Below are 19,132 nucleotides of genomic sequence, written 5' to 3'. Positions count from 1 at the left end.
AATAAAATCTTAATTCTGACATACGTTGCAGAAATAAGTGCTACGGCCATTTTGTCGTATAAGTGTTATGATATTGTTGCAGATTTTGCAAGGTTTTTGAACTTTACCATATACGTAAAAGTTATTTTGAAAGTATCCAGCAGATCCAGATGGCTGTGCATAATCTTTCAGTGTTGAACCGCCTGCAGCAATTGCATCACTCAGAGTATTTTTTATTTCAGCAGCAAGTTTTTCGCACTCTCTATAGGTCAAGTCTTTTGCTGACCTGAGTGGTGATATGCGGGCTCTAAACAAACTTTCAGAAGCATATATATTGCCTACGCCAACTATTAATTTATTGTCCATTAATGCTGATTTGATATTCACTTTTTTGTTTTTCAGCAACTCCTGTAAATAGTCTCCACTGAATTCATCCGTGAGGGGCTCTATTCCAAAACCATCAAAAAAATTTATTTCTTGTTCTTTGCTTAAAATAATAACTAATCCAAATCTTCTTGGATCATTAAAGATTATTGAAGTATTATCAGAAAAGAAAAATACCACATGATCATGTTTATTCTTCACTTGATCGTGGTCAGCATATATAAGCTTTCCACTCATGCCAAGATGTATGATTACAGCCATACTGCCATCTGTATTCCAGATCGTATACTTACCTCTACGCTTGATGTTGCGTATGACTTTGCCCTTTAGCATATCATCAATATTTTTTGTTATTGGGGCACGTAAATTCCAATTATTAACTATAACATTACTAATTTGCTTGTTTTTAATTTTATCAAGCAAGAAGTTAGAGATTACTTCCACTTCCGGTAGTTCTGGCATCTTGTCTACTCTGTTGCTGCTTTTTTCTTTTCAAAATATTTTGCTTTAAAGCTTTCGCTAATCTTTTTTTCTCCTCTTCTTTTTCCTTATTCTTTTTTATATTATTCATTATCATTATATATAAATCCTGCCGTTATAGCTCAGGTGGTAGAGTACGTCATTGGTAATGACGAGGTCCCAAGTTCGAGTCTTGGTAACGGCACACTGATTACACTTATAATATTGCATAACTTGTAAGCAAGGCTTAGAAGAAAGTTACAGAGGTAAGTTGTCATGCTTTTTCCATATCCTTTCTACTTTCTTGTTTTTGAGTAGCTCTAATGCTTTACAAAAGTGATGCCTTGTTTTACTTGGCACTATAATGTCATCAATGTATCCATATGATGCAGCAAAAAATGGATTAGCAAATTTTTCTTTATACTCTTTAATCAGTGTTTGCTGATCTTTTTCGTATCGAAATATAATCTCAACTGCACTTTCAGGGCCCATCACAGCTATTTCAGCAGTTGGCCAGGCATAATTTATATCACCTTTTAGATGTTTTGAATTCATAACAATGTATGCACCACCATACGCTTTTCTAGTGATAAGGCTAATTTTCGGCACGGTCGCTTCAGCGTAAGCGTAAAGCAGTTTCGCTCCGTGTTGTATTATATTATTGTATTCTTGATTTGTACCCGGCAGAAATCCTGGAACATCAATAAGTGTGATGATCGGAATGTTAAATGCGTCACAAAACCTTACAAACCTTGCAGCTTTTCTTGAAGAATCAATATCCAAACATCCTGCAAGGTGCATAGGTTGATTTGCAACAATACCAACAGTATTTCCTCCAATTCTACCAAAACCAATTATGATATTACGAGCAAAGTCAGGTTTTAACTCAAAAAATTTCCTTCCATCACAAACTTTTTCAATGAGTTCATACATATCATAAGGAGTATTAGGATTGGTAGGAATTAGAGTGTTTAAGGATTCATCGATGTCATTGCAGATTGGTGCAGATTTTGGTGATTCTTGATTATTTGCTGGTAAGAAAGTAAAGAATTCACGCATTTTTAGCAGCATTTCAACATCATTATTGAATGCAAAATCCGCTACTCCTGTTTTGCTTGTATGAATTTTTGCTCCACCAAGGTCTTCGAAACTTACATCTTCGTAGGTAACCTTTTTTACTACATCTGGTCCGGTTATAAACATATATGAACTGTTTTTCACCATGAAAGTAAAGTCAGTTAATGCTGGGGAATAAACTGCACCACCAGCACATGGCCCCATGATTAAAGAGATTTGTGGTATAACACCCGATGCATTTACGTTTCTTTGAAAAATTTCTCCATAACCAGCAAGAGAATTTACTCCCTCCTGAATTCTGGCTCCACCAGAGTCATTTAGCCCAATTACAGGAACTCTAGCATTAATTGCCATATCCATAATTTTGCATATTTTTTTTGCATGTGACGCACCAAGTGACCCACCAAAGACAGTAAAATCTTGCGAGTAAACAAAAACTTTTCTGCCATAAATAGTACCATGACCAATCACTACTCCATCACCTAAAAAATTAGCATTTTGCATGCCAAAATCAGCTACGTGATGCTTCACGAATTTATCGTATTCCTCAAACGAATTTTCATCGAGTAATACACTGAGCCTTTCTCTAGTAGTTAATTTCCCTTTTTCGTGTTGTTTATTGATTCTGTTAGAACCGCCTCCTTTTTCAGCTTCTAGTGTTTTGGTTTTTAGATTTTCTAGTATTTTAAAGTCTTGCATACGATAAAGTAGTTTTTAAATTGGTTGTAACTTTATTAAGTTTACAAACTCTACTACTATATACATACACTATTGCATGTGGCAACAGTGTATGTATTATGATTGTTAGAACTTTAGCCTAAGAGGGATGATGACCGCAGTTAGTGCACTTGAATGCACTGACTTCTTCCAGAACACTAAATGGCTCACTTTGTTTTCCGTTTTTCTCTTCGACAAAACTTTTAGCCCTATCAACAATTCTTTCTATACGTGGTTGCCCTTTTAGTATTTCATAGTGCTTTAAGAAAATTTCACAATTTTTATCATCCATATACACCATTATTGTACCAAAATCTAATGCGTTGTTTTCAGGTTCATGAGCTTTTTTAGAGAACAAAACCATCTCAAGCTTCTCATTACCAACTTTAAAAGTCATTTTTACTCTGCCTTTCATATCATGATATTGCCCATTTCGTAGCCGAATTATATTATCTCCTTCTCCCATTTGCAATGCACCATATTCTAAGTCCTTAAATCCCGGAGAATTCATAAACTTCGCAGGAGTTATAACACTTTCTTCTGGGCATTTTACGCAATAAAATCTATTATCTCTTTCTACTACAACTCCTTCTTTTTTGTCATTTTCAATACTGTCACACACAACTTTCTCTAGGCTCAATAAGTAGCTGTTACGCTTTTCTTTTAGAGCCGAATCTATTGGTGTATTGTTGCACGAATCCAAGATTTCTTTACTCACATACGTGCCTGTTGAAATTAAATTAGTTATCTCTGAGCAAAGAGAATCCAATTTTTCTTTTTCACTATTTTCAAGGCTTAAATTTTGTCTTTTGATTAGGTCTACATTTTTTATCAAGTGCCCTATCAGTGATATTTCTTTTGCTGTTCGTTCTTTTTCTTCATTAGATAGTATACCATGCACCAAACCATACGGCATACCAAACATAATTTGGTCCTGATATGCAAGCTTTACAATTTCTAGTAATTCGTCAACCATTTTTCCCACAGCCTGACTATCAGAAAACACTTTATATTTTTCTTCTATATCTTCTACTCGCTTTAGGATCTTTTTCCGCTTCTCTCTCTCAATTTGTTTATATAATGTCCTACTTAATAGGAATTCATCTGTCTTTTCTGGACGTTCTATACTTCTATATGAACGCTTTTGTGACCCTTGTTGTCCTAATTCTTTATTATCTAAACTCTGTACTTGCTCTAGCCCTAACATAACTCCCCCTTTCACATAATGAAATAAAAATTTCTTATTGTAGTGTACTTACGTGATCTACAAAGTCAATAGTTAAATTGAAAAGTTTCGGTTATAATTTACTTCATATAGAACATGCCCTTGAATTATGCTAAAAATCGCTATAGTAGGCCTACCAAATGCCGGAAAATCAACTCTTTTTAATAGGTTGGTGGGAAGAAAAGCGGCAGTAGTTAGTAATATTCCAGGAGTGACAAGGGATAGGCGAGAGGGAATAGGCAGAATTAGCGATTTGGAGTTTAAAGTTATAGATACAGGAGGATGGAACGACCAAACTAATTTTTCACTGCAAGTTATTGAGCAAATAGAATTTTCTTTATTGAGTGCAGATGTCATTTTCTTTCTTGTTGATGCAAAAGTGCAGAATGAGCAGAATAAAGAATTTGCAAAGTGGCTGAAGAGAAAAATGAATAAACCTGTAATCCTCATAGCAAATAAATGTGAGAGTCATAAATCCGAAAATGTTGATTATTTGCAGTTTTTTGATTTTCTTGGCCCGGTATACATCTCTGCCGAACATAATCTTGGTATGGTTGATCTTTATGATGTACTAGCTGGTGTTATTGAAGATTTAAATGAGGACACTGAACTACTTGAAAATGAATCCAGCAGACTTAGAATTGCAATCATCGGTCGTCCAAATGTCGGAAAATCAACTTTTTTAAACAGCTTGCTTACAGAAAACAGAGTAATAGTGAATTCAGAGCCAGGCACAACACGTGATTCTTTAGATATTGTATACGATCATAATGGAAAGCTAATTACTCTCATCGATACCGCAGGAATCCGCAGAAAGGCTAATGTTACAGATAAATTAGAATCAAGATTTGTTGAGAAAAGCATGGAATCAATCAAGCGCTCTCATGTGGTAGTTTTAATGCTAGACTCCCTACTTGGTATTGAGCAGCAGGATTTATCAATTGGTGAAGCTGCAATCAAAGGAGGAAAGGGGATTATCGTTGTTTTAAATAAGTGGGATTTAATAAATAAAGATGACAGAAGTAAGTTAATAAAATTTGTCAAACAACAGGAAGTGACTCGGTTATTCTTGGGAGTGTCAACTATAACAATTTCTGCGTTAAAAGGCATGCGCTGCGGTGATGTGATAGATAAGTGTCTTGAAGTGAGTGAATCTTTGAACAAGAAGATCAGCACTGCAAAACTGAATAAGTGGCTAATTGATGCTTTAGATAGGCACTCTCACCCGCTTGTAAAAGGCAAAGCAGTTAAAATGAAGTATATCGCTCAAATTGGTACTAAACCTCCAGCTTTTTCTTTGATATGTAACATACCTGAAAGTGTTGATGAAAGTTACAAACGCTATTTAATTAATGACCTTAGAAAAAATTTCTTTGCTGAAGGCGTGCCAGTCAGATTACTTTTGAAAAAAAATAAAAACCCCTATGCAAAATGAATACTCTACTTTATACTTTCAGGGGTCTTCTATAATAATTTACTTAAAGTCGTGTGTAATAACTCCAGAATTCCTACAATCTTTCTGCTATCAAGTGCTTTTGCTCTAATTTTTGCATATGTGCTAGAATATTTTTTCAATATGCTGCCATGCAAGTTATGTATATACGAGCGGGTAGTTTACTATGTCGCAGGGTTACTTGCAGTAGTATGCATGCTTAAAGACAACAAAATTCTAATCTATGCAATGTTTTGCAGCTACCTCATAGGTGCAGTAATATCTTTTTATCATGTAGGTCTTGAACTCCACTTATTTCATGATGTTTTAGGTTGTACAGAGCAAGCAAGTGGTAACGTTAGTATAGAAGAGCTCAGAAATAATCTACTAAATCCTAATTACTCTCCATCTTGTGACAGACCTCATTACGTTCTAGGTGTTTCCTTAGCAACATGGAATTTAATTTATCTCATAGCGACTCTATTTGTACTGGGTAAAATATATTGTGGAGAAAGAAAGAAATCTAAATAATTTAAGGTGCAGCAACAATCAGTTCTTGCAACAGGCAATTAGAGTAAATCATGCTGGAGAATATGGAGCTATTTGCATTTATTCTGGTCAAAAATTTATTCTTAAAAAATCTTCTATAATCAATGAAATAATTGAAATGGAAGAGCAGGAAAAAAAGCATTTTCACTATTTTAATGAGAAAATTAAAGAGCAAAAAGTTCGTCCTACTGTTTTGTTGCCAGTTTGGCGTGTTTTAGGAGTGTCACTTGGCGTTGCAACTGCCATTATGGGCAAAAAAGCTGCTATGGCTTGCACTGCTGCAGTTGAAGAAGTTATAGGGGAGCACTACAAAGAGCAAGTTTCACATTTAGAAGATGGGGAATTAAGAGAAACTATAAGTAAATTTCGCGACGAGGAGTTAGAGCACAGAGATATTGCAATTCAGCACAATGCTGAAAGTGCATTTGGCTACAACATTTTATCTTCATTCATAAAAACAGGCTGCAAAGCTGCTATTTGCTTGTCCAAGTTAATTTAACTAAGCAGCTTTCTTAAAGTGTTTTAAATGTTCTGATGACAGCAGAAATCAGGAAGAAATTCAAGTGTAACAATTATTTTATAACTATATTTTCATATCACCATTATTAATAAATAATTAGTGTTTGTAAACTAACTACATTAAAGTATAGACCGCAAAGGAGGCAAAAGTGCGTTTTAATTTAGAACCAGGAGATACTGCTTGTGATGGTAGAAGTAAGCTCGTAGCTGTCAAAATAAATAACGAAGAAAGAATTAACTTACCTTTCACATCTTACGTTTTCGATAAGGATCATTTTGTCATATCTAACTTTAGACACAATCCGATGAACGGCGTACTAACCAATTTATCTCAAGGACTACAATTAAAGCTAGAAAAAGCAGGAGATGATTATTGACCTTACCCAGATGGTATGATACTTAGTCAATTAAATAAGCAGATGATCTTAGCTACAAAAATATTTTTTACCTCATTTGTTTTTGGATTTATTCTTTTTCCCTATTTTATAAAGCTTCTAAAAAAAATAAGTAAAGATGGGCAACCAATTAGATCACGTGGACCAGAAAGTCATTTAATAACAAAAAAGAATGTACCACCTATGGGCGGAATAATAATACTGATTTCTTCTTTATTACCAATTTTACTCTGGGCTCAGTTAACACCAGAAATCTTGCTGCTGATATTGACAACTCTATTTTTTGCTCTACTTGGATTTATTGATGATTATTTAAAATTGAAGACAAATCACCATCGAGGTTTAAGTGCAAAAACCAAAATACTTATTCAGTTTATTGTTGCTCTGGTTGGTGTGTTTATACTTAAGCTATACTCTGCTGAAGGTTTTACAAAAACGTCCCTATTTAAAGGAGTAATAATTGATTTTGGCTATCTATATGTCCCATTCGCTGCGTTTGTAATTGTCGGCTCTTCTAATGCTGTGAATCTCACAGATGGTTTGGATGGCCTTGCTGCAACTCAAGTCATCACTTCCTTTGCTTTTTTGGGGCTAATTGCATACATAACTCAAGCAGATATGAATATTACTTTATTCTGCATTGCATTTATAGGAGCTATTCTAAGTTTTTTGTGGTTTAACACACATCCAGCAAAAATATTTATGGGTGATGTTGGTAGCTTGTCGGTAGGCGCAGCTTTAGGGTTAACTAGTGTCCTAATTAAAAGAGAAATGCTTTTTGCCGTTATTGGAATAATCTTTGTAATAGAGACTCTATCTGTAATTATTCAGATATCATATTTTAAATATACAAAGTTTAAATATGGAGAAGGAAAAAGAGTTTTTCTTATGGCACCAATACATCATCACTTTGAGAAGAAGGGATGGTCAGAAAATGTAATCGTTATGAAATTTTGGATAATTTCTATTATCTGTTCAGTTTTTACTATAACTTTCTTATTATAAAAACCTATGAAATACCCAGACTTTACATTAGAAAATAAATTATCAGGAGTGATAGCAGGAGTGGATGAAGTTGGAAGAGGTCCGCTAGCTGGTCCAGTAATATCCGCAGCCGTAGTGTTTATTGATAGAAATACAATTATTGATGGAATCAACGACTCGAAAAAGTTGACTCCTCAATGTAGGCAAGTCCTATATGAAAAAATAACATCCGTTGCAAAATTTGGTATAGGAATGGCAAGCGTAGAAGAAATAAATTCATACAATATCTTGCAAGCAACAAAACTTTCAATGAAACGTGCGTTGATAGACCTGGACCTAGAATTAGATTATGTGCTAGTTGATGGTAATCAACCACCTGAAGTGAAATGGCAAGTGAAATCCATAGTAAATGGTGATAATTTGAGTACATCAATTGCAGCAGCTTCAATCGTTGCAAAAGTTACGAGAGATCGGCTTATGCAAGAATTGCACAATAAGCATCCTGAATATAATTGGTATAAAAATAAAGGATATGGGACAAAAGAGCACCTTAACGCTATTGGCCTTTATGGAATTACAGAACATCATAGAAAAAACTTTGCACCCATATCTCGGGCATTATAGCCTTTAGATAGTAATCACTTACCTTTTTTGAAAGGCATGTTTTCATTAAATAGGCAAACTGTACTTGATCCATTCCTTAAGGTAAACACTGAACTCACCCTTTCGATTATCAGGTAGTTGTCAGCTGTACGGAAGTTTACTAAAGACTCATACCCTGCAGAATCAACCATAAAAACTGCCGGGAAATCAGAGTTTGTTTTATTGAATTGTAAATATGTAAATTTTCCGTCATCAAAAACTTTAATTGGTATTATTGACTGACTGCCTTTAACGTGCGAGATGGAATAATTAAAATTTAAGCCCTTCTTTACAACTTCAATGTCGTTTATATCAGGAATAATGGTATGACTAGCTTGTTCGAAGATATCGCCGTTATTTGTTGTGTAAATCTCATCACTGCTAAATAATGGATAAAGAAACCTTACTTCATATGCTAATTTTGGATCATCTAGTCCAGTTGCTTCTTCAGCATGAAGTTCAAAGTAATAAACTCTTTTATTGGTAATTATAGTTGCGTTAGTATCGGCAATATCATCTATAGGCTTAATAAACAATCTGTTACCTTGAGGAAGGAGTTGCCAACCAGTTGAATCACCCATTGAAAGGTTTTGTATTACCTCCCCTGGTTCAAACAATATGCTGGATTGATAACCATAAAAACCCGTATACTTATGTATAGCTTGTGGGTTATAATTTATTACCTTTATGTGATTATCTCCAGCTATTGAACGTGGCTCCTGTTTTGCAAGTGCATCACTACCACAAAAAAACAACAGTACGGCAAACAGTAAACCAACCATAATATCAAAATAAATTAATCTTCATTTTATCATTGATAGACATGCACTGCAACTGTTAAGCTGTACTATAAACCCCAATTATAGGTTAGCAAGGGGTAGAAAAGGCAAGAAATAAGGCAAATTCCTTAAATACTTTAGAACTACAGGAGGCTTCACCTGAACGGATATACTTGGAATCCTGCCATTTTCACTTCGTAAACATACCAAGAATTCTGTCCATTATTCCACCCATATTTGCTTCAGCTTGAGTATACTCTATTTTACCACCGTGCAAGATTAGTTTAATATCTGATCCAGGTGATATATTAACAAATTTACTACCAACAACTCCACTGCTAGTGATCAGAGCTGAGCTATCAACTGGCAACTTTATATCTCGGCTTACGCACATATCGATTCGTGCTATGTAGGTAGCTTTGTCAAGTGATACACCAGTTATGCTTCCAACGTCCACACCAGAGATCTTGACACTATCACCAACTCCTATACCGTTAGCGTTAGCAAAAAGACCATATATTTTATAGCAATCCTTATAGTTTTTCTTTATGTAAGATAGCTTATCAATAGCAAAGAAAATCAGAAAAATAGTGAAAACTAATACAAATAATCCAGCGGTTATTTCAAGTATATTTGACCTTCGCATCTTTAGTTATCAGGACTCCAGCTTTTATAGTAATTTTTCACTTTTTGGTTTGGATAGTATGCATCTTTTGTACCCGTTAAATTAGGAGTATGTTTTACTTTTCTTTTTTTATTATTAACTGGTACTACATTATCAGTATAGTGAAGCCATATATGCCATTCCGGAGGCACTGTTGTAGGCTCAGAAACACTGCTATACATAATCCACCTTTTCCCTTTACTTGATTCATAGTAAGAATTTCCATTTTCATCTCTTCCTACAAATTTATCTTCTCTTCGTAATAGGCGTTTTATTGCGTTACAAATTTTAGATAACATAAGAGTATTAAAACAAAAAGTATTATATATACTAATACTTTAACGATATATTAACAACAATTTAATGCAATTACCAATTTTACAAGTTATTATACCAATAATTGCATCAATGTTTTGCTTTCTTGCCAAGAAACACAAGGTGTCTTGGTTTATTTCTTTTATTGCAACAACAATCACTCTTATCATTTCATCGATACTACTCATTAAAACATATAAAGGCGAGATTATAACTTATCACCTTGGAAATTGGGCTCCTCCGTACGGCATAGAGTTAAGAATCGACGTGTTAAACTCCTTGATTCTAACTTTGGTGAATTTTATAGCGCTGATTAGTGTGCTTTATAGCTTTTATATTAACGAAAAAGAAATTAGCAAAAACAAAATCACTGGTTTTTACTCTCTATTTCTGTTGTGCTTAAGCGGACTATTCGGAATTTTAGTAACAAACGACATATTCAATCTTTATGTTTTTTTGGAAATTTCATCTCTTTCTTCTTATGTATTAGTTTCAATGGGAAGGGATAAAAAAGCTCTAGTTGCAGCATTTGAATATCTAATTAGTGGAACAATAGGCGCAACATTTTATTTATTTGGCATCGGGCTTTTGTACTCCATGACAGGAACGCTCAATATGTCTGACATGGCTGAGAGAATAGTGCCATTATACGATAATAACATCATAAAACTTGGCACATTGTTCATTTTTGTTGGTCTCTCAATCAAAATGGCACTATTTCCATTAAGCAGGTGGCTGGTTAATGCATATAGTGAGGCACCAAGTTTCATTAGCATATTCTTTTCAGGCACAGTAACTAAAGTGATGATATATGTTTTCATCAGAATCTTTTATACCATTTTCCAACAAAATTTTTTCTTGTTTAAGCCGCTGTTGGACAATGTGATAATTATCCTCGCACTTTGCGCTATTGTATTTGGGTCGATATTTGCAATAACCGCAAAAGACATAAAAAGACTGTTTGCTCACTCTAGTATTAGCCAAATTGGTTATATAATTTTAGCACTGAGTTTTAACTCAAAAACAGGTGTATTTGCAGCAATTCTTCACATAGTAAACCACAGCATAATAAAAACATCTTTATTCATGGCTGCAGGATGTATTTCTTACAAATTTGATACAACAAAAATAGAGAATTTATCGGGACTCAAGAAATCAATGCCTTATACAGCACTTGCGTTCACTCTACTCAGTTTAGCATTAATCGGTGTGCCTTTAACAAATGGCTTTGTAAGCAAGTGGTATATAATGAAAGCAATTATCGAATCTCATGCGTGGATTTCCCTTGTAACATTTGCTGCTGGCTCTTTCCTTGCATTGATATATATGTGGAAGATGGTAGAGAAAATGTATTTTGAAGATGATGCAACGTCACGCACTGGAATGACAACGGACAAAATTAATGATGTGCCATTTCCTATGCTTTTCTGTCTATTATTTATGGCAGCTTTAACAGTAGTAACTGGAATATATAGCACTTCAATTCGGTTAGTAGTTGAGAAGTTGGTTTTTTGATTTTTATCTTTGTTTCATATTTTACTATACTTTAAGGTTATAAGGTCTTTATTGTGGATAGGCTGAAGAAGATTCATTGGTTGTTAGTCATTAACGTGATAGCTCTGTTTTGCGTTGGCATTGTTGTTCAATACTCTTCTGCTGGAGGAAAGTGGGTGCCATTTGCGATTCACCAACTGGTCATATTCTCCTTCTTTTTCCTACTCGCTATAGCTATGTCATTCATAGAACTAGATTTTTATTTGAAGCACGCCTACTTTTTTTATATAGCAGCAACGATTTCGCTATTAGCAGTAAATTTTTTTGGCTCACACATAATGGGTGCAACAAGGTGGATAAGAATTGGGTCGATTAGTTTGCAACCATCAGAATTTGCAAAAGTGGGCTTAATACTTGCGCTTGCTCGCTATTTTGATAAGCAGAGTGTGTATAAAATGATGGAATTTAAAAGATTGCTTAAGGCACTTATAATTATTTTCTTACCCGTGTTCTTGGTGTTAAAGCAACCTAATTTAGGCACAGCTGTAATAATGTTACTTATAGGGATGTCAATTATATTCACAGCAATAATAAAAAGATCTCATTCAGTAATATGTGGAACTCTTGGCATTTTTGCAGTACCGGCTATTTGGCCTTTCTTACGTCCTTATCACAAGCAAAGGATATTGTCGTTTTTGGATTCATCAGTGGATCCACTTGGGATAGGTTATAATGCGCAGCAATCTCAGATAGCTATTGGTTCAGGAGGTTTACTTGGTAAGGGCTTTGTTAACGGAAGTCAAACTCAACTTGGATTTTTGCCGGAAAAGCGTACAGATTTTGCTTTTGCAGTGCTGAGTGAGGAGTGGGGCTTTTTAGGTAGCATGGCTTTAATTTTGCTTTATACCTCATTACTTGGAATAATTTTCTCTATCGCTTATAGGTCGAAAAATTATTTTTCTAAGTTAGTATCTATCGGAATTTTCGCCTTTTTTAGTGCTCATTTCTTTATAAACATCGGAATGTCAATAGGCCTCTTGCCTGTGATAGGCGACCCATTGCCATTTCTGTCCTATGGAGGAAGTACAACTGCTGCAAGTTTGATATGTATAGGATTATTGCTGGCAATAAAAGCAGATGAACAACAAAATGCTTGTATTTTACCTATGCTAAAGTAGAATTAAACTTTACTTAATAGTTTTTATGCTAGATGAAATGCGTGAGGAGTGTGGGGTATTTGGCATAAGTTGCAACCAAAGTGCTGCTTTTAACTCTATACTTGCTCTCCACGCTTTGCAGCATAGAGGTCAAGAGTCTTTTGGCGTAGCAACCAGTAACAACGATAAGCTGCACTCTTATCACTTTCAAGGTCAAGTGAGCAGCGTATTTGATGATATAGATGAAATAAAGAAATCCTTACCTGGAGATTGTGCAATAGGTCATGTTCGATACTCAACAAGTGGTAGTAAATTTGGAGTGCAGCCCATGTTTGGCAAAAGTGGCAAATTTGGGGGTTTTGCCATAGCACATAATGGTAATTTAATTAATATTTCTCCGATACGCGAACAATTAATTAAACAAGAGTGCGTTTTTCAGTCAGATATTGATACAGAAGTAGTAGTGCATCTAACAGCAAGCGGTGAAAAAGATAGCTTCTTAGAGAGTTTTATATATGCATTAAAGCGAATACAAGGTGCTTATTCTTTTGTGGCAATCAATCAAGAAGTAGTTATTGGAGTACGTGATCCATCTGGAATCAGGCCTCTTGTTTTAGGAAAGTTAAACGGTTCTTACGTTCTTGCATCTGAAACTTGTGCTCTTGATATAGTAAATGCAGAATTTGTTAGAGAAATAGAACCAGGCGAATTAGTTACCATCAGTTCGGATAGTAAGCTAGCCTCAATGTTTCCTTTCCCACAGCAAAAATCAAGTTTTTGTATTTTTGAATACGTTTATTTTTCAAGACCAGACAGCATAATGGAGAATAGGTCTATATACGATACAAGAAAAGAAATAGGAAGAATACTTGCGAAGGAAAGTCCACCAAAAAACAATGTGGATATGATTGTACCAATACCTGATTCTGGAATACCTGCAGCTATTGGATACGCAGAACATTCAGGATTACCTATGGAACTGGGGATAATTCGTAATCATTACATAGGAAGAACTTTTATACAACCAACCGCTGAAGTACGTAAAGTTAGAATAAAATTGAAATTCAACGCTAATAAGCACATTTTAAAGGGTAAAAACATAATTTTAATAGATGATAGTATAGTGCGTGGTAGTACGTTAACAAATATAATAGTTATGTTAAAGGATGCAGGAGTAAAAGAAATTCACCTCAAAATTTCAAGCCCACCAATTAAGCATTCTTGTTTTTATGGAATAGATACGCCAGAGTGCAAAGATTTAATTGCTGCAAATAAATCTGTAGAGGAAATTAAGGAAGTTATAGGAGTAGATAGCCTAGCCTTCTTGAGTATTGATGGACTATATCAGGCTGTTAAAGCAGAAAAGCGTAACAATGCTACACCACAATATTGTGATGCTTGTTTCACTGGTGATTATCCGATTGGCAAATAGTCTACACAAGATCACTGGAGCTCAATTGTACCCGTTCAGCCAATGGCGTCAACTTAAGGGAAAATATCAGTGATTGTGTATAAAACTTCTCTCTAAATTTTTTACCATTAAATTACCCAAAAGCTGCAATAAACAGCACTTTTGTTTCTGTTTTATTTCAACAAAGAAGTCTAAAATGTGTCCTTTTTAGGTGAAACATGCAAAAAGGAAAAAATCTTATTCTACAAATTAAAAATATAATATACTCGAAAGCTTTTCAGAGAATCCATTGTGTTGAGTTTTACACGAACAAGAAAACTTCCTTTTACGACAGTATTTTCTATGATTTTAAAGTTAATTAAGAAAAGTTTAGGAATAGAATGTGAGCTCATTAAGTTCCACCCTCAAAGCAAGCTTTTTCTAAAGCAAGATATAAATACAGGTTTTAAAGAATTTAAGCATCCAAACAGCCTATCAAGATGAGCCTGAGCTGGAGAGGCTATAGGCTTATTGCAGCAGATGGTTCTGGTATTCAGCTCTGAAGAAATTGTATCCGAATTTGAACCAAATGGAACAATAGGCACCATTGGCAATTTGTTTGTTGATTTATGTACTTCGCTGATTTGTAGTGCTCGCCTTGCGGCCTGGAATGTGGGTGAGCAAACGTTAGCAGAAACCTGAAGTCGTTACTCAAATGTGTTCATTAAATCAAATTATTTATCTACTACCGTCTTCATTAAAATTCATTCAGCAGCATTATGAATTGAAAGTAGACTTTATTTTTCGCTTGCAAAAAAGAAATTATAGCAAGCTATGGTTCATCTGGTGAATTAGATTTTGACTTTGTGCTAGGCTCTGTGGACAAAATTTTAGAGAAGCCATACAAGAGCCCCGACAAAATTTAGAAAACCCATAAAAACCTCAGCCGTTTTATCGAATCTGGAAAAAATACGCCTAAAGTTCTTAATTTTACCGAAAAAACACTCAATTAAATGACGCTCTTTATAAATGTGTTTATCGTAACCCCTCTGCACTTTTCGATTACGCTTCGGAGGAATAACTGCTGTACATCCCTTGCTTTCAAGACTCGTAACAAAAGCATTGCTGTCATAGCCTTTATCAGCCACTACAGTGGTATTATAGACACTTTCAGTTAATGTTGCTGCTTGTGTAATCTCATTTCTTTGACCAGGGGTCAGAGTAAATTTAAGTGGATTTCCAAGTGCATCGACAAGCGCATGTATTTTAGTTGTAAAGCCACCTTTGCTCCTCCCTAAAGCTTCTTGATCCTTGGAGTTTTTTGTATATCCAGATGAACATGGATGGGCTCGGATGATCGTACCGTCGATTATAGCAACTTCTAAATCAGGCTCTTGTTTAGTATATTCAAGCAATTTTTCCCAGACATCTCTTTCACACCATCTTTTAAATCGCTTATGTATACTCCTGTAATTACCATAAGTTTTTGGTAAAAGTCTCCATTGGCAACCACTTCGGACTATGTACCACACTGCCTCTATGAATATTCTTAAACGTTTTTCATCTTTGCTATGCATTCCTTTTACGCTTTTTATGAACTCTAAAATTTGTTTCCAATTTTCCTCTTTGATGTAATATTGCATATGGTAGTTTCTCCATTTTTTACCTATTAAGCTAAACTACCATCTTTTTCTCTCTTTTCATATTTTTTGTCCACAGAGCCTAGCGCTTCTTTCATTTTTTTCTGAAGTGACATAGCTTGATTAAGTTTGTCTCTTCTACCATCGTTACCATTATCAAGTAGCTTTAAAGCTTCTACCACTATGTTTAAGTTTTTATAAGCTACTTCAATATTATACTTGTCACTCAAAGGCTCATTGTTAGCTAAAGAGTGTTTCAAGCTATCCCAACAATCCTCTTCAATAATAGCATGTTCTATTGTAAGCGATTGATAGATACTCCAAAGCTTTCTGATTATTTCTTCTTTTTGATTATGATCCTTTCCAACTAGCTCCAGACTTTCTTTAATATCTTCAACTAGATTACCATACAGAGGAGATTTTACTATCGACCTGCTCTGTATTGATTGATTTATTTCTTTCTCAATATCTTGAAGTTTTCTCAAAATCATACACTTTCCCTCACAAAATTATCTAATATTATATACATAAACATTAGGAAATTTTCAACATATTTATGCATTTCCTATTATTCCTTCAACATAGACGACACTTTTTTCGAGCAGGAAATCACTTTATTAACCATATAGTTTTCATGATTGTTATCTATTTTAGGCAACTCATACAGATAATTTACCATCATTCCAGCCGACTGACTAATACCCTTTTCAGAAGTATCCGCCATCCAGTTTAATTGTTTTATCGATGCACCATTGCTTAAATGAAAATGCGCCACCGGGTCATAAGCATTTCCATTACTATTATTCACTTTTAGTAAATAATATGCACATAGTTTAAGCATGCATTGTTTAGTTTCATTTGTACATTCAACGTTAATTTTTAATTGCTCTGCACTTTCTAAAATTTCTGTACTAGATTGTTTTATATTTAGTTTGCCCAATAAAGTGACATCTTGGTTTAGATTGTTTTTTAGCCATTTCGTAAAGCCAGGTATTGGAGAAAGAGTTGCGTATGTTTTTATACTTTTAAACTCTTGCGATAGCTTTTCTACAACCCTTTTGATCAAAAAATTACCAAGGCTGATTCCAGATAACCCTGCTTGAGTATTTGATATTGAATAGAATATAGCAGTGCTCGCATTACTCGGATCATTTGAAGGTACCGACTCATCTAAAAGGTGTTGAATGCTATCTGCAATCTTATCCACCAATGCAACCTCTACAAAAATTAGAGGTTCGTTTGGTATCTTGTAATGAAAAAAAGCAAAACAGAGACGATCAGAGTCTAGTCTGTTTTTTAGGTCGCCCCAAGAGGAAATTTTATGCACAGCTTCATATTTTATAAGTTTTTCTAGCAATGATGCAGGTGAATCCCAGGTGATTTGACGAAGATCAAGTAGATCAACATCAACCCAAGTATAGAGTATATTTTTTAATTCGTTCTCTAGAGGATTCAAGCTTCTATGTTGGTTCTTTAGCTTAAGCACATCAGAACGCATATCAACAATAAACTTAAGGCCTTCTGGTAAAGAAATAAATTGCTTTAATATTTTAGAACGTGGTGATTCAAGAATTTTTATTAAATCCTGCTCAAATTTATAGTTTAACTCGGGATCTTGGTTTTTCTTATACTCTTTAATTTTCTCATCTATTTCCGCTTTATTCGGATTAAATTTTTCTGCCAGGGTTTGTAGAAATTTTATTTTACCTTTCTCTGATAAGCTCAAGTACAGATTACCAAGAGATACAGCGTTTTTACGTGCTGAAACTTCCCCTCCCTTTGGGTTTAAGCACTCGTTCATCTTCAAGACTAAACTATCGATATCGCGACTGTTGCTTAAATCAGGACTGATGTTACCAATCCACGATCTTACAGCATCTGCCACTCCACCTAGTATTTTAAAAAAGCTTCTTACCGCTTTTTTGTCTTCAACTTTCACTATATCAGTTTTTACCAATGATTCTTTTGTCATAGATTCCCTTTATTATACATGGCTAATGCAAGTCAGGGTCATACCGCCGCGGTATCTCTAGATCCCGCTAACAAGCAGCGGGATGACGGTTTGTCAAATCGTCGGTAAACCCAAGTTATTTTAGCTACATATAGCTTAAGTTAAAGGAAAATTTTAGCTACATAGCAGGCACTATTACTAGATTATTAACAATTCAGTAATACAATTAATTTCAGAATGTTAATGGGGAGCAAGATTATGGCAGAAGCAAAGAAAAATCCAATCGTTACATTAAACGCTCAAGCTAAAGAATTTGACTTCAGTAAATTAAGAGCTGCAGAGGATAATAAAGAAGCAAACTCTGGCGAAACAATGTACTTAGATTTCCACAGGATGAATTTCGTTATTAATGAAAAAAAAATAGATAAAAGTCTTATTATTGTGCTGAAAGAAGGAGCGAAGGACTATGAGAGTAAGCTTCTTAGTGAGAATGATATTTATAGTGATTCTCTAGTTGGTGAAAGAGAAATAGATACAGATCAGGGTAGAGTTTTTGTTGATTCAGTGTTAAAAGAGCTTAATCAGAATAGATTACCTAAAATTTTGGAGAACCACTTCAATAATCCTGAAATTACTGATCATCAGAAAACTGATTCATATAGAAAAGAGTTTGAAAGATTTTACAACATAGGAAAGGAGCATAATCACCTACTACCAAAAAAGGGAGATAAAAATCACCGCCCATTTGCAAAAGAAGTTTTTAAGGAAATGTTCAAATATGCTGGAGCAAAAGTTCCAAGTGACCCCATTTTAGAAGAGCTAGTTACTAATTGTAATCAAGCAGGGTATGGAGCTGGTATATTTAATGAGTATCACGCTGCGCTTAGCAGTTACAGCTTAACTCCACATAATCCTGAAAAAGCACTAAATATCTACTACATTGACCACAATCACATAAAAATTAAGTCTGATATGGCAATACCTATAACCACATTTGACAATCCAGAAGAAAAAATATGTGATCTATCCAGCTCATTAGAATTCACACTTGAGTCTCAAGATGGTAAAGATGGTGTAACATATAAAGACGGCAAATTGTCACTTACTGCTCCTGAAGAGCTAAAAAACTATCAAGAGGGTGAAAAGAGTTTGTTTGACATTATTAAAGAATATTTCCAAAAATTCTGCGAAAAGTTAGGATTTAAGTTCGAAACAAAAACACAAATAGAGCATAATCTGAACAACTCACTGAAAGTAGGCAGTTGTTTGGAAAATGTAGAACCGCCTGTCCACAGTAACGGACACGTTCATGGCGGTTAAGAATTATAGCTAACCCTTCTAACATTAGACTTCTTGCATAACCATATAACGAACTTTTAT

The 19,132-nt window shown here is 34.7% G+C and carries 20 protein-coding genes, 1 tRNA gene and 1 pseudogene; 12 read left to right on the top strand and 10 right to left on the bottom strand.

From position 1 onward, the window contains the following. Positions 1-9: 9 nt before the first annotated feature. Both mutM and ACQH1X_RS05880 read right to left on the bottom strand, forming a co-directional pair. Positions 10-825: a bifunctional DNA-formamidopyrimidine glycosylase/DNA-(apurinic or apyrimidinic site) lyase gene (gene mutM / locus ACQH1X_RS05885; protein WP_425385983.1), complete on the bottom strand. Its 816-nt coding sequence runs from the start codon at positions 823-825 to the stop codon at positions 10-12. Then, a complete protein-coding gene (locus tag ACQH1X_RS05880; protein WP_265026127.1) occupies positions 791-934 on the bottom strand; it encodes a hypothetical protein in 144 nt (47 codons plus the stop codon). The genes mutM and ACQH1X_RS05880 overlap by 35 nt, the downstream gene beginning before the upstream one ends. 20 nt (positions 935-954) lie before the next feature. On the opposite strand from ACQH1X_RS05880, the gene ACQH1X_RS05875 reads away from it, so the two are divergent. Next, positions 955-1,027 (top strand) — tRNA-Thr (locus ACQH1X_RS05875). A gap of 53 nt (positions 1,028-1,080) precedes the next feature. On the opposite strand, the gene ACQH1X_RS05870 is transcribed toward ACQH1X_RS05875, so the two are convergent. Together ACQH1X_RS05870 and ACQH1X_RS05865 are read right to left on the bottom strand one after the other, a co-directional pair. Beyond that, positions 1,081-2,598, bottom strand: a complete 1,518-nt coding sequence (locus ACQH1X_RS05870) for an acyl-CoA carboxylase subunit beta (protein WP_425385982.1) — start codon at positions 2,596-2,598, stop codon at positions 1,081-1,083. A 118-nt stretch (positions 2,599-2,716) separates the two neighbouring features. After that, positions 2,717-3,823, bottom strand: a complete 1,107-nt coding sequence (locus ACQH1X_RS05865; protein WP_425385981.1) for a hypothetical protein — start codon at positions 3,821-3,823, stop codon at positions 2,717-2,719. 127 nt (positions 3,824-3,950) lie between these two features. Between ACQH1X_RS05865 and der the strand changes: the two genes are divergently transcribed. From der to ACQH1X_RS05835, 6 genes are all read left to right on the top strand, one after another. Beyond that, on the top strand, positions 3,951-5,276 hold the full coding sequence (gene der / locus ACQH1X_RS05860; RefSeq protein WP_425385980.1) for a ribosome biogenesis GTPase Der: 1,326 nt from the start codon (positions 3,951-3,953) through the stop codon (positions 5,274-5,276). 51 nt (positions 5,277-5,327) lie between these two features. Next, on the top strand, positions 5,328-5,804 hold the full coding sequence (locus tag ACQH1X_RS05855) for a disulfide bond formation protein B (protein ID WP_425385979.1): 477 nt from the start codon (positions 5,328-5,330) through the stop codon (positions 5,802-5,804). After that, complete coding sequence (locus ACQH1X_RS05850) at positions 5,779-6,321, top strand: demethoxyubiquinone hydroxylase family protein (protein ID WP_425385978.1); 543 nt, start codon at positions 5,779-5,781, stop codon at positions 6,319-6,321. Before ACQH1X_RS05855 ends, ACQH1X_RS05850 begins: the two co-directional genes overlap by 26 nt. Before the next feature lie 169 nt (positions 6,322-6,490). Next, positions 6,491-6,718, top strand: coding sequence for a hypothetical protein (locus ACQH1X_RS05845; RefSeq protein ID WP_425385977.1), 228 nt, complete (start codon positions 6,491-6,493; stop codon positions 6,716-6,718). Between the two features lie 42 nt (positions 6,719-6,760). Continuing rightward, positions 6,761-7,741: a phospho-N-acetylmuramoyl-pentapeptide-transferase gene (mraY, locus tag ACQH1X_RS05840; protein ID WP_425386678.1), complete on the top strand. Its 981-nt coding sequence runs from the start codon at positions 6,761-6,763 to the stop codon at positions 7,739-7,741. A 6-nt stretch (positions 7,742-7,747) separates the two neighbouring features. Continuing rightward, complete coding sequence (locus tag ACQH1X_RS05835) at positions 7,748-8,344, top strand: ribonuclease HII (protein ID WP_010082329.1); 597 nt, start codon at positions 7,748-7,750, stop codon at positions 8,342-8,344. A gap of 14 nt (positions 8,345-8,358) precedes the next feature. Here ACQH1X_RS05835 and virB9 read toward each other — a convergent pair whose 3' ends face one another. The 3 genes from virB9 to ACQH1X_RS05820 form a co-directional block, all read right to left on the bottom strand. After that, the gene (gene virB9, locus ACQH1X_RS05830) at positions 8,359-9,144 is read right to left on the bottom strand and encodes a P-type conjugative transfer protein VirB9 (RefSeq protein WP_425385976.1); all 786 of its coding nucleotides are present in this window, start codon (positions 9,142-9,144) and stop codon (positions 8,359-8,361) included. A 187-nt stretch (positions 9,145-9,331) separates the two neighbouring features. Beyond that, positions 9,332-9,787 (bottom strand): outer membrane lipid asymmetry maintenance protein MlaD, encoded by a 456-nt coding sequence (mlaD, locus tag ACQH1X_RS05825; protein ID WP_182184055.1) that lies wholly within the window; start codon positions 9,785-9,787, stop codon positions 9,332-9,334. Positions 9,788-9,789: 2 nt separating this feature from the next. Then, positions 9,790-10,104 carry an NADH-ubiquinone oxidoreductase subunit NDUFA12 family protein gene (locus tag ACQH1X_RS05820; protein ID WP_064125427.1) on the bottom strand — a complete coding sequence of 105 codons (315 nt, stop codon included), beginning with the start codon at positions 10,102-10,104 and terminating at the stop codon, positions 9,790-9,792. A 64-nt stretch (positions 10,105-10,168) separates the two neighbouring features. Between ACQH1X_RS05820 and ACQH1X_RS05815 the strand changes: the two genes are divergently transcribed. The 4 genes and pseudogenes from ACQH1X_RS05815 to ACQH1X_RS05800 form a co-directional block, all read left to right on the top strand. Beyond that, positions 10,169-11,635 carry a proton-conducting transporter membrane subunit gene (locus tag ACQH1X_RS05815; protein WP_425385975.1) on the top strand — a complete coding sequence of 489 codons (1,467 nt, stop codon included), beginning with the start codon at positions 10,169-10,171 and terminating at the stop codon, positions 11,633-11,635. A 53-nt stretch (positions 11,636-11,688) separates the two neighbouring features. Then, entirely contained in the window at positions 11,689-12,792 is a 1,104-nt protein-coding gene (gene rodA / locus ACQH1X_RS05810) for a rod shape-determining protein RodA (protein ID WP_425385974.1), read from the top strand. A gap of 25 nt (positions 12,793-12,817) precedes the next feature. Next, the gene (purF, locus tag ACQH1X_RS05805; RefSeq protein ID WP_425385973.1) at positions 12,818-14,203 is read left to right on the top strand and encodes an amidophosphoribosyltransferase; all 1,386 of its coding nucleotides are present in this window, start codon (positions 12,818-12,820) and stop codon (positions 14,201-14,203) included. A 197-nt stretch (positions 14,204-14,400) separates the two neighbouring features. Then, positions 14,401-15,033: pseudogene (locus ACQH1X_RS05800) on the top strand (IS4-like element ISWosp8 family transposase); the annotation flags it as partial. 18 nt (positions 15,034-15,051) lie between these two features. Here the strand turns inward: ACQH1X_RS05800 and ACQH1X_RS05795 are convergent. From ACQH1X_RS05795 to ACQH1X_RS05785, 3 genes are all read right to left on the bottom strand, one after another. Next, the gene (locus ACQH1X_RS05795) at positions 15,052-15,804 is read right to left on the bottom strand and encodes an IS5 family transposase (protein ID WP_425385758.1); all 753 of its coding nucleotides are present in this window, start codon (positions 15,802-15,804) and stop codon (positions 15,052-15,054) included. Between the two features lie 26 nt (positions 15,805-15,830). Beyond that, the gene (locus tag ACQH1X_RS05790) at positions 15,831-16,292 is read right to left on the bottom strand and encodes a hypothetical protein (RefSeq protein WP_425385972.1); all 462 of its coding nucleotides are present in this window, start codon (positions 16,290-16,292) and stop codon (positions 15,831-15,833) included. Positions 16,293-16,369: 77 nt separating this feature from the next. Beyond that, positions 16,370-17,773, bottom strand: a complete 1,404-nt coding sequence (locus tag ACQH1X_RS05785) for a malonyl-CoA decarboxylase (RefSeq protein ID WP_425385971.1) — start codon at positions 17,771-17,773, stop codon at positions 16,370-16,372. Positions 17,774-18,010: 237 nt separating this feature from the next. On the opposite strand from ACQH1X_RS05785, the gene ACQH1X_RS05780 reads away from it, so the two are divergent. Next, complete coding sequence (locus ACQH1X_RS05780; RefSeq protein ID WP_425385970.1) at positions 18,011-19,072, top strand: hypothetical protein; 1,062 nt, start codon at positions 18,011-18,013, stop codon at positions 19,070-19,072. The last annotated feature ends 60 nt before the right edge of the window (positions 19,073-19,132 follow it).

It is taken from the genome of Wolbachia endosymbiont (group A) of Barypeithes pellucidus (assembly GCF_964030885.1).
GTDB lineage: Bacteria > Pseudomonadota > Alphaproteobacteria > Rickettsiales > Anaplasmataceae > Wolbachia.
The sequence above is the reverse complement of the archived record's forward strand: the minus strand, read 5'-3'. Positions and strand labels throughout refer to the sequence as shown.

Excerpts from the sequence above, each read along its gene's own strand:
- ACQH1X_RS05870 (WP_425385982.1), bottom strand. The coding sequence starts at position 2,598 with ATGCAAGACTTTAAAATACTAGAAAATCTAAAAACCAAAACACTAGAA.
- ACQH1X_RS05835 (WP_010082329.1), top strand. The coding sequence starts at position 7,748 with ATGAAATACCCAGACTTTACATTAGAAAATAAATTATCAGGAGTGATA.
- ACQH1X_RS05785 (WP_425385971.1), bottom strand. The coding sequence starts at position 17,773 with ATGACAAAAGAATCATTGGTAAAAACTGATATAGTGAAAGTTGAAGAC.
- virB9 (WP_425385976.1), bottom strand. The coding sequence starts at position 9,144 with ATGGTTGGTTTACTGTTTGCCGTACTGTTGTTTTTTTGTGGTAGTGAT.
- ACQH1X_RS05790 (WP_425385972.1), bottom strand. The coding sequence starts at position 16,292 with ATGATTTTGAGAAAACTTCAAGATATTGAGAAAGAAATAAATCAATCA.
- ACQH1X_RS05780 (WP_425385970.1), top strand. The coding sequence starts at position 18,011 with ATGGCAGAAGCAAAGAAAAATCCAATCGTTACATTAAACGCTCAAGCT.
- ACQH1X_RS05815 (WP_425385975.1), top strand. The coding sequence starts at position 10,169 with ATGCAATTACCAATTTTACAAGTTATTATACCAATAATTGCATCAATG.
- mutM (WP_425385983.1), bottom strand. The coding sequence starts at position 825 with ATGCCAGAACTACCGGAAGTGGAAGTAATCTCTAACTTCTTGCTTGAT.
- ACQH1X_RS05820 (WP_064125427.1), bottom strand. The coding sequence starts at position 10,104 with ATGTTATCTAAAATTTGTAACGCAATAAAACGCCTATTACGAAGAGAA.
- purF (WP_425385973.1), top strand. The coding sequence starts at position 12,818 with ATGCTAGATGAAATGCGTGAGGAGTGTGGGGTATTTGGCATAAGTTGC.
- mlaD (WP_182184055.1), bottom strand. The coding sequence starts at position 9,787 with ATGCGAAGGTCAAATATACTTGAAATAACCGCTGGATTATTTGTATTA.
- ACQH1X_RS05865 (WP_425385981.1), bottom strand. The coding sequence starts at position 3,823 with ATGTTAGGGCTAGAGCAAGTACAGAGTTTAGATAATAAAGAATTAGGA.
- ACQH1X_RS05880 (WP_265026127.1), bottom strand. The coding sequence starts at position 934 with ATGAATAATATAAAAAAGAATAAGGAAAAAGAAGAGGAGAAAAAAAGA.
- mraY (WP_425386678.1), top strand. The coding sequence starts at position 6,761 with ATGATCTTAGCTACAAAAATATTTTTTACCTCATTTGTTTTTGGATTT.
- ACQH1X_RS05795 (WP_425385758.1), bottom strand. The coding sequence starts at position 15,804 with ATGCAATATTACATCAAAGAGGAAAATTGGAAACAAATTTTAGAGTTC.
- der (WP_425385980.1), top strand. The coding sequence starts at position 3,951 with ATGCTAAAAATCGCTATAGTAGGCCTACCAAATGCCGGAAAATCAACT.